Below are 16,625 nucleotides of genomic sequence, written 5' to 3'. Positions count from 1 at the left end.
GCGTTTGACTACCGCTCCCTCAGCGCCTCCTTCGCCCGGTTAAACGGTTTGATCATATAATCCAGCACCGTTTTCTCCCCGGTCTTGATATCCACCGTCGCTATCATCCCCGGCACGATCGAGAAGTGCCTGCCCGCCTTATTCACCAGATAATCCTGGCTGGTACGGATAAACACCCGGTAATAGAACACCTCCGGCTTCGCTTCGTCCTGAATAGTGTCCGGCGAAATGGTCTCCACCACCCCGTGTAGCCCACCGTAAATCGCGTAATCGTAGGCGGTGATTTTCACCAGCGCCTCCTGATTAGGGTGGATAAAGGCGATATCCCGCGGCGAGAGGCGGGTTTCAATCAGCAGGTGATCGTCCACCGGCACAATTTCCATCAGCTCACCGTTGGGCGGGATCACACCGCCAATCGTTGTCACTTTGATGTTTTTCACGATCCCGCGCACCGGAGACTTCACCGTCAGACGAGTAACGGAATCCTCGCGGCCTTTCAGGATCGCTGACACCATATCCACCTCGGCGTTGGCCTTCGACAGCGCTTCACGGGCCTGCACGTAATACTGGGAACGTACGTCGGTGAGCTTCAGCTCCAGGTCGCTTTTCTGCCGTTGCAGGCGCAGCACTTCCACGTGGCTGGCGGCCCCGGTTTTCACCAGCCGCTGGGTGATCGCCAGCTCTTTGTTCGCGAGATCTAACGCGGCGCGCAACTCCCGCTGGGTATCCTCAAGCTGGGCGCGGCGCGAGTTGTAGAGCCGCGTTTCAGCGGCGGTCAGGTCGGTCCATTTCGCCAGGGACGGCGGGAATTTGAGCGGCAGATCGTTCACCTCGGCATACAGACGCGCGCTGGAGGCCAGCGATGCCCGGTAACGCGCCGCGCTTTCGCCGACGTTGGATTCCGAGCGGGTAGGATCCAGCCGCGCCAGCACCTGTCCGGCCTGCACCTGATCCCCTTCGTGCACGTTCAGCTCGGTGAGGATGCCCCCATCCAGCGACTGCAAAACCTGCTCGCGTGAGCTGGGGATCACTTTCCCGGTGCCGGTTGAGACTTCATCCAGCACCCCGAACCACGCCCAGACGCCAAGCACCACAAACATCAGCAGGGAGAAGAAAACAATGCGCCGGGCACCGGTATAACCGCTTTCTGAGTCGAGCGCGTTATCCAGATCTTCTACTGCGGCAACGTCACGCTGACTGATTTTCATTTTTCCACTCCCGTCCGGTTGCCTGCTGCTGTTGCTGCATACGGCTGTTGTTCAGCGCCTGGGCTTTTGGCGCGTCCATCACCAGCATGCCATCTTTGAGTACCACCACGCGCTCCACCAGCTCCAGCACCGGCACGCGGTGGGTCGCGACAATCAGCGTGCGGTTGCCAAGCCACGCTCCGAGGCGCTGAATAAATTCCCGCTCGGTATGCTCATCAAGGGAAGCGGTCGGTTCGTCCATCAGCACGATATTCGGATCGCGCAGTAGCATCCGCGCCAGCAGGATGGACTGCCGCTGCCCGCCGGACAGCCCGACGCCGTTCTCCATAATCGGGTAATCCAGCCCCTTCGGCAGCTTCTGCACAAAGCTGGCCGCGCCGCACATCTCCAGCACCTCGAAGATCTCTTTATCGGTGGCGCGCGGCATGCCGAGCGTGATGTTCTCGCGCAGGGTGCCGTAAAACAGCCGGGCGTTCTGGGTCATAAAGCCGACGTTTCGCCGCACGTCAGCCACGTCCAGATGCGGCAGGCTGAGGTTGTCGAGCCGCAGTTCACCGCCCGCCAGATCCATCCCGCCCGCCATCGCCTGCAACAGGGTTGATTTGCCCGCGCCGTTGCGCCCGAGGATCGCCACTTTCTCGCCCGCTTTGATCTCCAGACGGTTAATGCGCAGCGCCATGCGCGGATCTTCCGGGTGATAGCGGAACTGCGCCTGCTCGAACAGGTAATGTCCGCGCAGCACGTCCTGACGGATCGGCGTCTCTTCGCGCTGATTCTCGGTCGGCAGCTGCATAATGCTGTCCAGCCCCTCTTTGGCCGCCTTCACCTGCTGCCAGCGGGCCAGCACGCCGCACAGCGTCGCCATCGGGGCGATCATCCGTGAGGCGAGCATTGAGGCGGCCACCACTGAACCGGTGGTTAAGGTGCCGTCGATCACCATCGGCGCGCCCACCACGATCACCCCGGCATACACCAGGCTCTGAATGGTCATCCCCCAGCTGATCAGGTTCTGGGTCAGCTCGCGGGTGCGCAGGCCGGATTCGGCGGTGATCTGGATATAGCTGTTCCACTGCTGCAAAAAGCGGTTCTCCGCCTGCATCAGCTTGATGTCCTCCAGCCCCTGCACGCTCTCCACCAGCACCGCGTTGCGCAGGGTCGATTCATGCGCCGACTGCTTCGCCAGCTCCGCCAGCTTCTTTTGCAGCAGCAGGCCGGGCAGGACCATGATCACCGCCGCCACCGGGGCGATCCACGCCAGCTGCGGGGCGATGATCGCCAGCACAATCACAAACAGGATAAAAAACGGCAGATCGACGATGGTGGAGATGGTGGAGGAGGTGACCATCTCGCGGATCTGCTCCAGCTCGCGCAGCTGGGAGATAAAGCTGCCGGTGGATCGCGGAATGGCGCTGTGGCGCAGCCGCAGCGCGTGGCCGAACACCCGATCCGAGACGCGCAGATCCGAGCGTTTACCCAGCAGATCCATAATGTGTCCGCGCGCCACGCGCAGCACAAAGCCAAACAGCGTGGCGATCAGCACCCCGATGGTCAGCACATAGAGCGTCGGATAGGACTGGGCGGGGATCACCCGGTCATACACCTGCATGGAAAAGACGATGCCCGAGAGGGAGAGCACGTTAATGAACAGTGCCGCCAGCATTACCCAGCTGTAAGGGCGAAGGTCGCGCATCACCAGCCGGTAGAGCCAGTCCGGGCGGTATTTGGAGATATAGGCATCCACGCGGCTGTCCTTCAGCGCCGCCAGCGGACGCAGGGCGATGACGTGGCGGATGGCAGGCAGCATCGCGCTCATCGACAGGCGGTTGGTGTGCGTGCTGTCGTCGAAAAAGCTGACCTCAAGCATATCCTCGCCGTCGAAATTGTCGATCACGCCGATTTTACCGTCGTTCAGCTCAACCACCACCGGCAGACGCCAGCTGTTGATAGCGTGCTGATCGGCCGTCAGCAGCTGGAATGTCAGCCCGGCTTCACGGGCGAGTTGCGTCAGCGCGGGCACCATCGGTTTGCCTTTCAGCCACGGCGCGCCGGCGATCAGCGAGCCTGGCGAACAGGCAACGCGATAGCGCGTCGCCACATAGCCAAACGCCTGCGCCCACTGCTCCAGCGCCTCATCCGTCATATTTTCACCCTGCGGAATATCGCGTTGCTTCATGGCTGGATCTCCACGGTCTGGATGGTGCGGTTTTCAAGATCGAACGCGTGACGCAGGCGCCCGGTGTTGTACAGACAGTTGAGCTGAAGCTGATGCAGCTGTCCGGCGGTTTGCTGTTGGGTAAAGCGCGCCTGATACACCTCCTGCTCGGCGTTGAGCACGTCGAGCAGCGGGCGGGAACCAAGATCGAGATACTGTTGCTGATACAGCTCGCGGGTGCGGGCGCTGAGCGCTTCCTGACGGCCCTGGATCTGAAGCGTGCTCATCAGGCTCATCACCTGGCTGCGCGCTTCCAGCAGTTTTTGCCGCACCTCAAGACGGGTGCGCTGGATGGTGGACTGGGCGGATTCCACCGCGTGTCCGGCGGCGTTACGCCGGGCGGTGAGGCCGCCGCCCTGATAGAGCGGCATCTGCACTTTTACCCACGCGGAGTACTGGGTGCGGTCCCGCGTTTCGTTGCCGGCGTAGCGGTCGTTCAGGTAGTGACGAACTTCCGGCTCCAGCGAAACGGTAGGGGTCATTTGCGCGTTGGCATAGTCGAGATTAGCCTGCGCGACGTTGGCCTGCGCCCAGGCCGCTAATACCGAGGGCACCAGACGATCGTCCGGCTCGGCGATGTCGCAGCTGCGGGCCAGACTCTGCGGAAAGTCATTGCTGACCGCGTTCAGGCTGTCCCAGCCCAGCAGGCTCATCAGCGTGGCGCGCGAGCTGTCGAGGCTGGCCTGATACTGCATCAGCTGCGCACGCGCCCCTTCGATGCGGGCGTCGGTCTGCACCACGTCAGAGAGTGACGTTGCGCCTTCATCATTACGTTGTTTCGTCAGGGTGCCGATGGAGGACAGGGCATCCAGCTGTTCTTTGGCGGTCTCGACCATCTGCTGCCAGGTCTGCACCTGCACCATGGCGATGGCGGTATCGTGGGCGATGGTGTCGATGCTCACCAGCACGTTGGCCTGCTGCTGGGCGACGCCCGCGTTTTCCGCGCGTACCTGGCTTGCGACTTTGCCGAAGTCGTAAAGCATTTGCGAAAGAGAAAGCACCAGCGAAGGGGTAAAGCCATTATCGTCACCGTCGTGGCTATAACCGTTATCCATGCCGGCGTTAATTTGCGGATAATATTTCGATTTGGCGACGTCCACATTTTCGCTCTGCTGATAAAGTTTGCCGACGGCTTCACTGATGGCCGGATGCCAGGTCACGGCGCGGTTAACCGCTTCATTCAGCTGTAGCGTGCCGGGGGCGGCTTTGCTGGCTACGGGCGCCACGCGACCATTTAAAGAGGGGAGTTCCTGCGTTTCGCTTAATTCTCCGGTATTAATCATCGCCGCAGGGTTTGCCGCGATAGCGGGCACAGATATCAGGCAGCACGAGAGCCACCAGTAAGGCATCTTCTTTCCCATGTCTTGTCCCTAATAAAAAAGTACTGCTTTTTTGTTTATGCCCGGGCGCTGTGCGCGCCCGGGTCATTTATTGCAGGTGCTATCAGGTAATGATGTGTTGCTGGTTTACAAGCTCGTCGTAGGTGGTCTGAACGTTGTCCAGCGTAACGAGCGCAGATTTAGTGTAGGCGGCTCCCGTGCCGTCACGGTCGATGGAGATCACAGTATTGTTACCGCTTTGTGAAACAGACACATAGTTCCCCAGCGTCGACGCACTACCGTTCCAGCCCACCAGCAGATCGCCAATGTCGATCTTGTCTCCCTGCGTGAGGGAGAAGTTCGTCCAGTGGTCGCCCGTGCTGTTACCTGCGGTAGCGTTACCCGCCGTATTGTTCAACACCTGATAAATCAGCGTGTCGCCGTAGGCCGTGCCGCTAATCACATCGTTATGCTCCGAACTGACAAATTTCGGCGCCATGTCAATGGTCAGCGACGCGGTATCCGTGGTGCCGCTGGCATCGGTCAGGGTGTAGTTAAAGACCTCCTTGCTGGTAATGGTAGAGAGCGAGATCCCCGGGTTGAGGGTATAGGTGTAACTGCCGTCAGCGGCAATCGCCAGCGTCCCGTAGTGGCCCGTGATGTTGGACATCGTGCTGCCGGTGTACGGATCGAGCGTGGTGGTCATGCCGTCGAAGCCGGTGATGCTCACGCGGGTATCAACCGAGTGCAGCTGGTCCATCGCCCCTGCGGAGCCGGTGCCGTCGAAGATATTACCGTCAACGGTGTGGGTGCCCGTCGCGTCGTACTGCGACAGGGAGTAGGTCGTGCCGTTTACGCTTGGGGTAATGGTGATGTTCCCCACGCTCAGCCCCGGTACGCTGCCGGTAAAGTTCAGCGTATAGGTCCCGGCGTTGAGATCCAGCCCGGTCAGCGGAACGTCGATGCTGCCGCCCAGCAGTGAGCCTCCGCTGAAGGAGCCGCTGCGAATCACATTCGTCCCGTCAGTGATTGACCAGTTCACCGTCAGCCCGCCCAGCGACAGCAGCGAGGCCACGTTAAAGTGCAGCGAGGCGTTATGCAGCGCGGTGTTTGCATCCACCACGAAGGTTCCGCTTCCGCTGCCCTGCGTTGACCCCAACAGGGCGGTAGTCCAGCTGGCGGTGCCGACGGAGGTATCCGTATAGGTTGACGTATGGTGAACCGACGTGACGTCCATCGCGGTGCTGACATCGTTTACCGCATCCATTGGGCGCGCGGTTGGGGTGATGTTCAGCGATGCCGTGTCTTTCGAGCCGTCAGGCGCGGTGATGGTGTAGACGAAGGTATCCGGCGTGCTGATATGGTCCGCGCCGACCCCGCTGTCCAGGGTGTAGGTGTACTCCCCGGCCGCGTTGATCCGCAGCGTACCGTACTCGCCGGTGATCTCCGTCAGACCGCTGCTGTTCACCGCCACGCCGTTAACGTCGGAGACTACGGTACCCGCTGGCGCAATATCATCCGCCAGCACATCCCCGGTCGTGCTCTCGCTCACGCTTGCCACGCTGTAGACATGATCCTGCAAGACGTTCAGCGTGTAGGCCGTCAGCGCGGTGATCCCCGCCGCCGTATTGAGCAGGAACAGGTACTCGCCGGCGGGCAGATTCAGCGTCAGCTGCGAGGAGGTGCCGCCCAGCAGCGGCGCGCGCAGCCAGCCGGGTTCAACGCGCATCTGCTCGAAGGTCTGCGTCGCATTGTTGAACTTATAGATGTAGAGGTCGAACACCGAGGCCAGCGCCACGCCGCCCACGGACGCCTGAACGGTCATGGTGCGGGTGGTGCCTTCTTCTACGGAGTAGATGATCGGGTTGGCCAGATCGTCCAGCAGGTTCAGCCCCAGCGTATTGCCAAGGTTGATCCCCACCAGGGTAAAGCCGCCCTGCGACGAGGTGCCGTTGTTAATCGCCTCCACGGTGGTATCGAAGGTCAGCGAGGCGGTATCGTCCACGGCCACGATACCGCTGCTGCTGGTGCCTTCGCCCAGCGACAGAACCAGATTTGCCGAGGCGCTGGTGCCGTTGTGGGTGATGGTGTAGGTAAAGTTCTCCGTGCGCCCAATGACGGCGGCGCTGGTGTTGGTCAGGTTATAGGTATAGCTGCCGTCCAGGTTGATGGTCAGCGTGCCGTACTGCCCCTGAATCACCGTGCCGTCAGCCGTGACGCTGGTGGTGGTGCCCTGGGCGTTGGTGACCGCGGTGACGGTGGTGCCCGCCGGGGCGTTGTCGCTGCCTGCGGTTGGGTCCACGTCGGTGATGACGTTCCCGACAACGCTGGTCTCGCCGGACACGGTGCCTGCGCTGGTCTCTTTCACCGCCACATCAAGGCTGGTGTAAGAGCCGGTTGCCAGCAGGTTAGTGTTGTAGCTCAGGACGCGATACTGACCATCCGCCAGGCCGGTCAGGTTCAGCGACACCCCCGTCGCGCCGAGGGTCAGCAGGTCAGCGAACTGCGGCTGTCCGGTGTCGACCACGGTGGTCCAGGTGTTGTTGGCGGCGTCAAAGCGCTGTACCACCAGCTCAAGGGTATTGAGCAGGGAAAGAACGGCACCCGTGGCGTTGGCGTTCACGGCAATATCCGCACTGCCGCCGCTGCCGACGGTGAAACCTACCTGCGCGGTGTCGTTGCCGAGCAGGGTCAGCACGTTACCTACGGCGCCCACCAGCAGGAAACCATAGTCGCTGTACTGCGAGTTGGTCACCGTTGCGGTGGTCGTCAGCGCCAGCTCTTCAACGTTGGTGCTGGCTGAGAGCGGCACCACCGGCGCAAGGGCTGAACCGGGCAGCGAGACGTTGCCTGCCGCGTCGGTGGCGGTGATTTGCAGCGTCTGACCTTCCGTCTGTTTATTTAGGAAGGTGTAGCTCCAGGAGCCGTTGCTGTCTGCCGTGGCGGTGACCGTTGAGTTGTCCGCCAGACGGATGGTGACGGTACTGCCCGCTTCGGCGCTACCGGTCAGTACGCTGCCGTCTGCGTTGAAGGTCCCGGTTGGAGCCGTTGGCGCAGTGAGATCGACAATCACGGTGGTCGAGGTGGAAATCGGGCTGGTGCCCGAGCCGTTGCTCGCCGTGGCGGTGAAGGCATGCGGCCCTTCGCTCAGCACCGGCGTGGTGAAGCTCCAGTTGCCGCTGGCATTTGCGGTGACCGTGCCCATCAGCACCCCGTTGTTATAGAGGGTGATAGTCGCGTTTGGCTGCGCCGTGCCGCTCAGGGTTGGCGTGGTGTCATCGGTGGTTTTCCCGTTGGTCAGGTTGCCCGTCACCGTGCCGACGTTATCGTCGATGTTAGCGATAACCGGCGCGTTCGGGATCGTGGTGATCGGAGCAATCACGGAGGTGGTGATACCCGCGTTACCGGCCTTATCGGTAGCAAAGACAATCAGTGACTCCCCGCCGGTCTGTGGAGGGGTGAGGGTGGCGCTGAAGTTTCCGCTGCCGTCCGCGACGGCGGTACCAAGCACGGTTCCGGTGCTGCTGGTGATGGTGACGGTACTTCCCGCTTCCGCCGTACCGGTAACCTGCGTCCCGTTGGTGATCACCGCCAGCCCGGTTGGGGCTGGTGGCGGCGTCAGGTCAACGTTGATCGTGATAATCGGCGATGGCGCGCTGGTATTGCCCGCGGCATCGGTGGCGGTGGCGGTGAAGTTATGCGCGCCTTCGGTCAGCGTGGTGCTGGTTTGCGGCAGCGTCCAGTTGCCGTTGGCATCGGCAGTGACGGTTCCCACCAGCGTCGTGCCGTCGTAAATACGTACGGTGGCATTGGCTTCAGCCGTACCGTTTAAGGTCGGACGGGTGTCGTTGGTTGGGTTGGTGCCGGTGACAGGGCCGGTGACGGTTCCCACATCATCCACAATCGAGGTGATTGCCGGTGCGACAGGGGCGGTGGCATCCACATTGATGGTGTAACCCCCGGTCTGCGCGCTGGCGTTGCCCACGGCGTCGGTGGCGGAGAAGGTCAGATTATGCGGCCCGTCAGCCAGCGGGGTGGACGGCGTAAAGCTCCACGCGCCGCCGGTGGCGACCGCAGTGCCAATCTGTACCCCATTGTCATAGATGGTTACCGTCGCGCCAGCTTCTGCCGTACCGGTGAGCGTTGGACGTGCATCGTTGGTTAACCCGCCGTTGGCGACAGGCGTCGCAGCATTACCGACGTCGTCGGTGATGCTGGTCAGTACCGGTAGCGCTGGCGGCGTGGTGTCAATGGTCAGGCTGAAATCGGCGGACGGCGCGCCGGTGTTCCCCGCCTGATCCGTTGCTTCTGCGGTAAAGGTGTGTGACCCGGTGCCCAGCGGCACGGTGATATCCACGGTCCAGTTGCCGTTAGCATCGGCAGTACCGGTGCCCACCAGCGTAGTGCCTTCGTAGATATTCACGGTGGCCAGCGGCTCGCTGGTCCCCACCAGGCGCGGGAGAGGATCGTTCGTGGTCTGGCCGGAGCCAATCGCCCCGGTGATGGTGCCAACATCGTCAATCGCCTGGGTGATAACCGGCGCGGCAGGCGCAGTCGTATCCACCACCAGCGTAAAGCCTGGTGAGGCAGGACTGACGTTGCCCGCGGCATCGGTTGCCGTGGCTGTCCAGGTGTGGCTGCCGTTTGCCAGCGTGCCGGTGGTGAAGCTCCATACGCCGTTGGCATCAGCCACGGCGGTGCCCACCTGCTGACCATTCTCATAGATGGTGATGGTCGCGTTGGCTGCCGCGGTGCCGTTCAGCGTTGGCGTGGTGTCGTCTGTGCTTTGTCCCGAGGCGACCGGGCCCAGCACGGGACCGGCATTGTCGGTGGCAGGGGTAAAGACCGGTGCGTCGGGCACCGACGTATCCACCGTCAGGTTGAACGGTGGTGAGGTGACCCCGGTATTGCCTGCGGCATCGGTGGCGTTGAAGGTAATGGTATGCGGCCCTTCACCCAGCGCGGTGGTCGGCGTGAAGGTCCAGTTACCCTGGGCGTTGACGACCGCCGTGCCGATTTCCACATCATCGACAATAACGTGCACCGTTGCGCCCACTTCCCCCGTACCGTTGAAGGTTGGACGGGTGTCGTTGGTGGAACCGTTGCTGGCGATGATTCCCGTTCCCGGGCTGACATCGTCTATCACCGTGGTGACCACCGGGGCCGCAGGGCCGGTGGTATCCACCGTAAAGGCGAATACTGGCGAGTTGGCGGAGACGTTTCCGACATCATCGCTGGCGTTGACGCGCAGGTTATACGTCCCGTCCGTCAGAACAGGGTCCGGCGTAAAGGTCCAGTTACCGTTGCCGTCGACCGTAGTGGTACCAATCTCCACGCCGTTATTCAGAACGTGAATGGTGGTACCCGCCTGGCCGGTGCCGCTCAGGGTTGGCGTGGTGTCATTGGTGACCTGCCCGGCGGTAAGCGGGCCGGTTACGCCACCCGGAGCGTTGTCGCTGACCGTATCGATCGTCGGCACCTGTGGCGCCGTCAGATCGATATTGATGCTCCAGACGCCGGACGGCTGGCTGACGTTGCCCTGCGGATCCGTCGCTCTGACGGTAAAGTCATGCGTTCCTTCCCCGAGGGCGGTTTCAGGGGTAAATGTCCAGGCGCCGGTACCGTCTGCCGCCACCGTACCAATCTGCGTGGCGCCATCAAAAATGGCGACGACGCTGTTCGGCTCGGCGGTACCGGTCAGGGTTGGCGTGGTGTCGTTGGTTGGATCGCCGCTTGGGACAGGTGTTGCCGCATTGCCTGCGTTATCCGTCACGCTGGTAATCACCGGCGTGGTGGAGACGGTGTCGACCACAATGGTGATCCCGGCCGACGGGGTGCTCTCATTGCCCGCCGGGTCGGTGGCGGTAACGGTCAGGGTGTGGCTGCCGTCGTCCAGCGCAGGCGGCGTGTAGCTCCAGGTGCCGGTCGGACCGACAACAACGGTGCCCAGCGGGTCGCCGTCATCGTACACGGTAATAGTGTCCCCGGCCGTGCCTGTCCCGGTCAGGGTAGGACGGTTGTCATTGGTGCTCTGCCCGTCGGCGATTGGGCCGGTGATCGGACCTACGTCATCGGTCACCGCACCGATGGCTGGCGCTGTCGGGGCGGTAAGGTCGACGGTGACGGTCGCGACAGGCGACTGCCCGCTGGTCGCGCCGGTGGTGGTATTCGTGGCGGTGACGGCGAAGGTATGTGGCCCTTCCGTCAGCGGCAGGAGCGGCGTGTAGCTCCAGTTGCCGTTCACATCCGCAACAACGTTGGTCAGCGGAACCAGCACCCCATCCTGATAAATGGCGATCACGCTGCCCGGATCGGCGGTGCCGGTAAGGGTAGGCGTGACGTCATTGGTGGTTTTATCTTTCACATCACCCGTGACGGGATCGGCGTCATCGTTGATCGCCGTAATCACCGGTACCGCAGGCAGCTCGAGCGGAGAGTCCGGCACGTCAAAGGTGGTTGACGGGCTGAGATTGCCTGCGGGGTCCGTGGCGGTGAGCGTCAGCGTCGCGGCATCCAACTGGGCCGGGGATAGGGCGATGGTGAAGGAGCCTCCCGTCGCGACCCCGGTCCCGATGATATTGCCGTTGGCGTCACGAACCGTCACCGTGGTTCCGTCATCTGCCGTCCCGGTCAGCGGGGTGCCCTCCGCGGCAATGGTGATATTGGTTGGCGTTGCAGGCGGCAGGGTATCCACCGTCACGCTGAGATCCCCGGAGCTGGCGGAGGTATTCCCCGCCGCGTCACTCGCGGCCACTGAGAAGGTATGCGGCCCCTCGGTAAGCGCAGGGTCGGCGGTCCAGGACCATGTCCCGTTCGGCTGAACCTCCACGACCACCGGCGAGGCGACACCATCAACAGAAACGGTGACGCTCGAACCCGGCTCGCCAATCCCGGTGAGGGTTGGCGTACCGTCGCGGGTGTAAAGCACGCTGTTGGTCAGCTGGCTGTCAGAGACGGCGTCAATTTGCGGCACGGTTGGCGCCTGCGTATCAACCTCCACCGTAAAGACCGGGCTTACCGGGCTAACGTTACCGGCATCGTCCACCGCGGCGACGGTGATATTCAGCGGGCCGTCGGTCTGCGTCGGCAGGGTATAGGACCATCCGCCATTGACGACTTCAACGCGATCCACTTCCACGCCGTTGTTGTAGATGATCACCGTCTCGCCGGTGGTGCCGGTTCCGCTCAGGGTCGGTGTGGTGTCGTTAGTGGACCCGCCGTTCTGCGCGCCGGCGATGTCGCTGATGGTCGGGGTATCCGGGGCGAGGGTATCGACCGTTATCGTGATACCGGCTGATGGCACAGATTCGTTCCCGGCTTCATCGGTGGCGGTCGCCGTGTATTCGTGCGTCCCTTCGCCAATGTTGCTCTCAGGACGCCAGCTCCAGTTACCGTTACCGTCCACCGTAACGCTGCCCACGGCCTGCGGCTCGCCTGTACCCACCTGGTCATAGATGGTAATGACGTCATTCGGCGTACCGGTGCCGCTCAGGACCGGACGCGGATCGTTGGTGGATTCGCCATCCAGCACGGGGCCGGTGATCTGGCTTACGCTGTCTGTCACCGTTGGGGTTCCCGGCTGGGCAGGCGCGTCGGTATCAATGGTAATGGTCACCGGCGTGGACGGCGCGCTTTCGTTCCCGGCGCTGTCCTGGTTGGTGACCGTCAGGGAGAGATCGTAGGTGCCGTCAGGCAGCGGAGTGGTGGGTGTCCAGCTCCAGTTACCGTCGCCATCGATCTCGGCTTCACCAATTTTGGTGTCGCCATCGTAAATGTTGACGGTATCGCCCGGCGTGCCCGAGCCGCTCAGGGTTGGCGTGGTATCCCGGGTGGTCTCCCCAGGATTCAGGGCCGTCCCCGGCGTGCCGCCGTCCGGGTTGACGGTGATCTCAGGAATATCCGGCGTTGCAGGCGCTGTCGTGTCGATCGCCAGTTCAAACGGCGGCGAAATGGTGGTGTTACCCGCCTCATCCGTTGCGTGGACCGTCAGCGAGTGCGGGCCGTCCGTCAGCGGCGTGGTTGGCGTGAAGCTCCAGCCGCCGCTGCCGTCGAGCACCGCCGTGCCGAGCAGGGTGGTTCCGTCATAGATCGTGATGGTGGTGCCGTCCGGTGCGGTTCCCTGCAACTGCGGCAGCGTGTCGTCGGTGGTGTCCCCGCTGTTAAGCGGAAGCTGCACGGGCCCCACGTTATCGGAAACGATGTCAATGGTGGCCGCCGGTGGCGGAGTCGTATCGACGGTAAAGGTAAAGCCAGCTGATGGTGCGCTGGCGTTGCCCGCCGCATCGCTCGCGACGACGGTGAACGTATGCTGCCCGTTCACTAATGGGGTGGTGGGCGTGAAGGTCCATGCGCCACCGCTGTTAACAACGGCAGTACCAATATCCTGTCCGTCCAGGCGGATCGTCACGGTGGAGCCCGGCTCACCGGTACCGTTCAGCGTCGGGAGCGTATCGTTGGTGGTTTCATTGGTGTCGAGCGCACCCGTGCGGCCCGGTACGTCATCAATGACCTGCGTAATGGCCGGCGCGCCCGGGGCGGCGGTATCCACCGTGATGCTCCAGGTGTTCGATGTCCCGCTGAGGTTATTGTTGGCGTCAACCGCCGTCGCCGTCAGTACGTGCCCGCCGTCCGGTAGCGCGGTTTCCAGCGTGATGGACCACTGACCGTTCGCCGACACGACTGCGGTGCCAATTTCGGTAGTACCGCTGTAGAGGGTGATGGTGGTGCCAGGCTCGCCCGTTCCGTTGATGGTAGGCGTGCTGTCGTTGGTGAGACCGTTCTGGCTGACAGGACCGGTGACGCCGGGGGCATCATCCACCACGCCCGTGATGACCGGGGTTTGTGCCGCGGTGATGTCCGGCGCGTCAAACGGCGCGGTCGGACCGGTGTTTCCGGCGGTATCAGTGGCATCGGCAGTCAGGGCTTCGCCGTTGGCTTTCGGCGGGATCAGATCTACGCTGAAATTCCCCTGATCGTCGGCGACCGCTTCCCCGACCTTCACGCCATTTTCACGAATGGTGACGGTACTGCCCGGCTCGGCTGTACCGGTTACGGTGGTGCCGTCGGCAGAGATCACCACGTTTTCCGGCGCCAGCGGTGGGGTGCTGTCTGGCGCGTCGGCAAAGCCAGACGGGCTGGTGTTGCCGCTGCCGTCGGTGGCCGTCACTTCAAGGGCTTCGCCGTTGGTCTGGGCTGGCGAAATCGGGATGGTAAAGGTGCCGTCCGGGCCGGCGGTGGCCTGGCCGATGATCGTACCGTCCGGCGCTTTAATGATAATCGTGCTGTTTGGCTCGGCGGTTCCGCTGACGCTGGCTCCGTCTTCCGCCACCACCAGGTTGCCCGGTGCGGCAGGCGGGGTGATATCCGCTGCGTTAACCAGCGCCGGTGAGCTCTGGTTGCCTGCGGCATCGGAGGCGACCACGGAGATAATCTCACCGTTGGTCTGCGCAGGGTTCAGGTTGGCGACATAGTTGCCGTTGCTGTCGGCAGTGGCGGTCCCGATTTGCAGCCCGGCATTGTTGGTGATGACGATTTTACTGCCCGGCTCGGCGGTACCGGTGATCTGGGTGCCTGCGGAGTTGAGCGTCGCAACCGGCATGTCTGGCGGCGTAAGATCGACGGTAAAGTTGATCGGCTGAGACAGACCGCTCTGGTTGCCTGCCGCATCGGTTTCCCGCAGGGTAATCGAGTGTGTGCCTTCTGCCAGTGGATTCGTCGGCGTGATGCTCCAGGTACCGTTCGGCAGAACGGTGGTGGTGCCGATAACAACGCCGTTATCGTAAACCGTGATCGTGCTGCCCGGTTCGCCTCTGCCCGTCAGGCGCGGCTCTGAGGCATCGGTAAATTGCCCGGCACCGATCGCACCTTTCAGTACGCCCGTGTCGTCGTTAATGATAAATCCGGAAGGCGTTTGCGGCGCGGTGACATCTACCGTGACGGTAAAGACCGGCGAGGCCGGGCCAGTGTTACCGGCGACGTCGGTAGCGCGCACGGTAAGCTGGTGGCTGCCTTCGCTCAGGTTCACCGACGGCGTAAAGCTCCAGCTTCCGTTACTGCCCACAACCGCTGTGCCAATGGCAATGCCGTTATCATAGATGGTGACCGTCGAGCCCGCTTCCGCCGTGCCGGTGAGCTGTGGCCGTGGGTCGTTGGTGCTGCTTCCACTCCCGAGCGTGCCGGTGCCAGGCGCAACATCATCGGTGAGGCTGACGATCGCTGGCGCGCCAGGCGCGACGGTATCGACCACGAAGGTTACCGCCGTGGACGCCGGGCTGGTATTGCCTGCGGCATCGGTCGCGGTGGTGGTAATGGCGTGGCTGCCTTCAGACAGGTTGGTCGACGGGGTAAAGCTCCATTTCCCGGTGGCATCGGCTGTGGCGGTGCCAATCGGTTTCCCGTTGTCATAGAAGGTAATGACGGTGCCGGCTTCACTGATGCCGCTGAACGTCGGACGGGCATCGTCCGTGCGTTGTCCGTTGCTCAGCGGGCCTGTTTCGGCGCCCACGTTATCATTGACGGTGACAATCTCGGGTGCATCCGGCGCGGTTAAATCCGGTGCCGTGACCTGAACGCCCGGGCTGGTATTGCCGGACGGATCGGTGGCGGTAGCGGTGATCTGTTCTCCGTTGGTAAGCGGCGTACCGAGATCAATCGTAAATTTCCCGTCGCTGCCCGCTTTGCCCGTTCCGATGGTGTTGCCATCGGCATCTTTCAGGGTAACGGTGCTGCCCGGCTCAGCGGTACCGGTGACGGTTTTGCCGTCAGAGGAGACCTCCAGATTGGCCGGGGCGTCCGGCGCGGTGAGATCCGGTGCCGTGACCTGACCGCCCTGGCTGGTATTGCCGGACGGATCGGTGGCGGTGGCGGTGATCTGTTCCCCGTTGGTGAGCGGCGTGCCCAGATCAATCGTAAATTTCCCGTCGCTGCCCGCTTTGCCCGTTCCGATGGTGTTGCCATCGGCATCTTTCAGGGTAATCGTGCTGCCCGGCTCAGCGGTACCGGTGACGGTTTTGCCGTCAGGTGAGACCTGTAGATTGGTGGGGGCATCCGGAGGCGTGGTATCTGGCTCGGAAGGATTTCCCGGATTGCCGGGGTTCGGGCTGTTGTTATCGTCATCTCCGCCGCCTCCACCGCCGGTTCCCGCCGCAATGGCAATCCCACCTGCGACGGCCAGGCCACCCAGCACCCAGGGCCACGCTGCGGCGCCGCCGGTATCACTCCCTGACGCCGCCAGTAGGGCGTCCGTGGAGGCGATGGATTCATAGGTGGCGGCACCGGTTGGATCTTCAATCCACCACAGCGCACCGTCACTCTCCTCAAGCACCAGCTGGCTCACGCCCTGCGCGTCGGTGACGTAGAAATTCTTAAGGGTAATCACTTCGCCCGAGTGGAGGGTAATCACCAGATCGTTTCCGCTGCGGGAGTAACCTGAGATGTCGGCGCGATCCACGTTAAGTTTAACGATTGAGGAGTGATCGAGTGTTATCTGTGTCCCTTCCGTGGTCGTTTCCACGCCAGTTAATTAAGATATAACAGATATTTGGCTCATACAGTTATTACTCCAGCAGAGTTATTGTTTACGGCGTGTCAGACGTGGCCATATTTTCTGAAGGGATGAGGGCGCTCCCGGCGAAAATACTGTGAATAAAACAGTATTTACCGTTGCTTTCTTTAGAGCGACCGAGATCCGCCAGCAATCAACGTGGCAACATCAGGGCGAAGCTAATTATTTACATGAGAAACTGTTATTTATTTATATTTTCGTAATTTATAAACCTTATTATTTGTGCAGGTATTATTTATTTTGCTGTAAAAATGATATAGCTATAAATATCTGAATGTGCAAATTAAGTGTCTGTAAACCCTGCACTGTGATTGCAGAGAAAA

The 16,625-nt window shown here is 62.0% G+C and carries 4 protein-coding genes; all 4 read right to left on the bottom strand.

The window, feature by feature from the left end; translation table 11 throughout:
* Window positions 1–8 precede the first annotated feature (8 nt).
* Window positions 9–1,208, bottom strand: a complete 1,200-nt coding sequence (locus O1721_RS21325) for a beta-barrel domain-containing protein (RefSeq protein ID WP_017382757.1) — start codon at window positions 1,206–1,208, stop codon at window positions 9–11.
* Window positions 1,189–3,381 carry a type I secretion system permease/ATPase gene (locus O1721_RS21320; protein ID WP_032649255.1) on the bottom strand — a complete coding sequence of 731 codons (2,193 nt, stop codon included), beginning with the start codon at window positions 3,379–3,381 and terminating at the stop codon, window positions 1,189–1,191. The genes O1721_RS21325 and O1721_RS21320 overlap by 20 nt, the downstream gene beginning before the upstream one ends.
* Window positions 3,378–4,781 carry a TolC family outer membrane protein gene (locus O1721_RS21315; protein WP_032649252.1) on the bottom strand — a complete coding sequence of 468 codons (1,404 nt, stop codon included), beginning with the start codon at window positions 4,779–4,781 and terminating at the stop codon, window positions 3,378–3,380. Before O1721_RS21315 ends, O1721_RS21320 begins: the two co-directional genes overlap by 4 nt.
* Before the next feature lie 82 nt (window positions 4,782–4,863).
* Window positions 4,864–16,251, bottom strand: a complete 11,388-nt coding sequence (locus O1721_RS21310) for a BapA/Bap/LapF family large adhesin (RefSeq protein ID WP_223259303.1) — start codon at window positions 16,249–16,251, stop codon at window positions 4,864–4,866.
* Window positions 16,252–16,625 lie beyond the last annotated feature (374 nt).

The sequence above is a fragment of the Enterobacter cloacae complex sp. HYC033_NIDB genome, from assembly GCF_056673335.1.
Note: the sequence above shows the minus strand (reverse complement) of the source record. Positions and strands in the feature narration are given on the sequence as shown.

Bases quoted from the DNA above. Each gene is read 5' to 3' on its own strand.
- O1721_RS21325 (WP_017382757.1), bottom strand. From the start codon at position 1,208: ATGAAAATCAGTCAGCGTGACGTTGCCGCAGTAGAAGATCTGGATAAC.
- O1721_RS21320 (WP_032649255.1), bottom strand. From the start codon at position 3,381: ATGAAGCAACGCGATATTCCGCAGGGTGAAAATATGACGGATGAGGCG.
- O1721_RS21315 (WP_032649252.1), bottom strand. From the start codon at position 4,781: ATGGGAAAGAAGATGCCTTACTGGTGGCTCTCGTGCTGCCTGATATCT.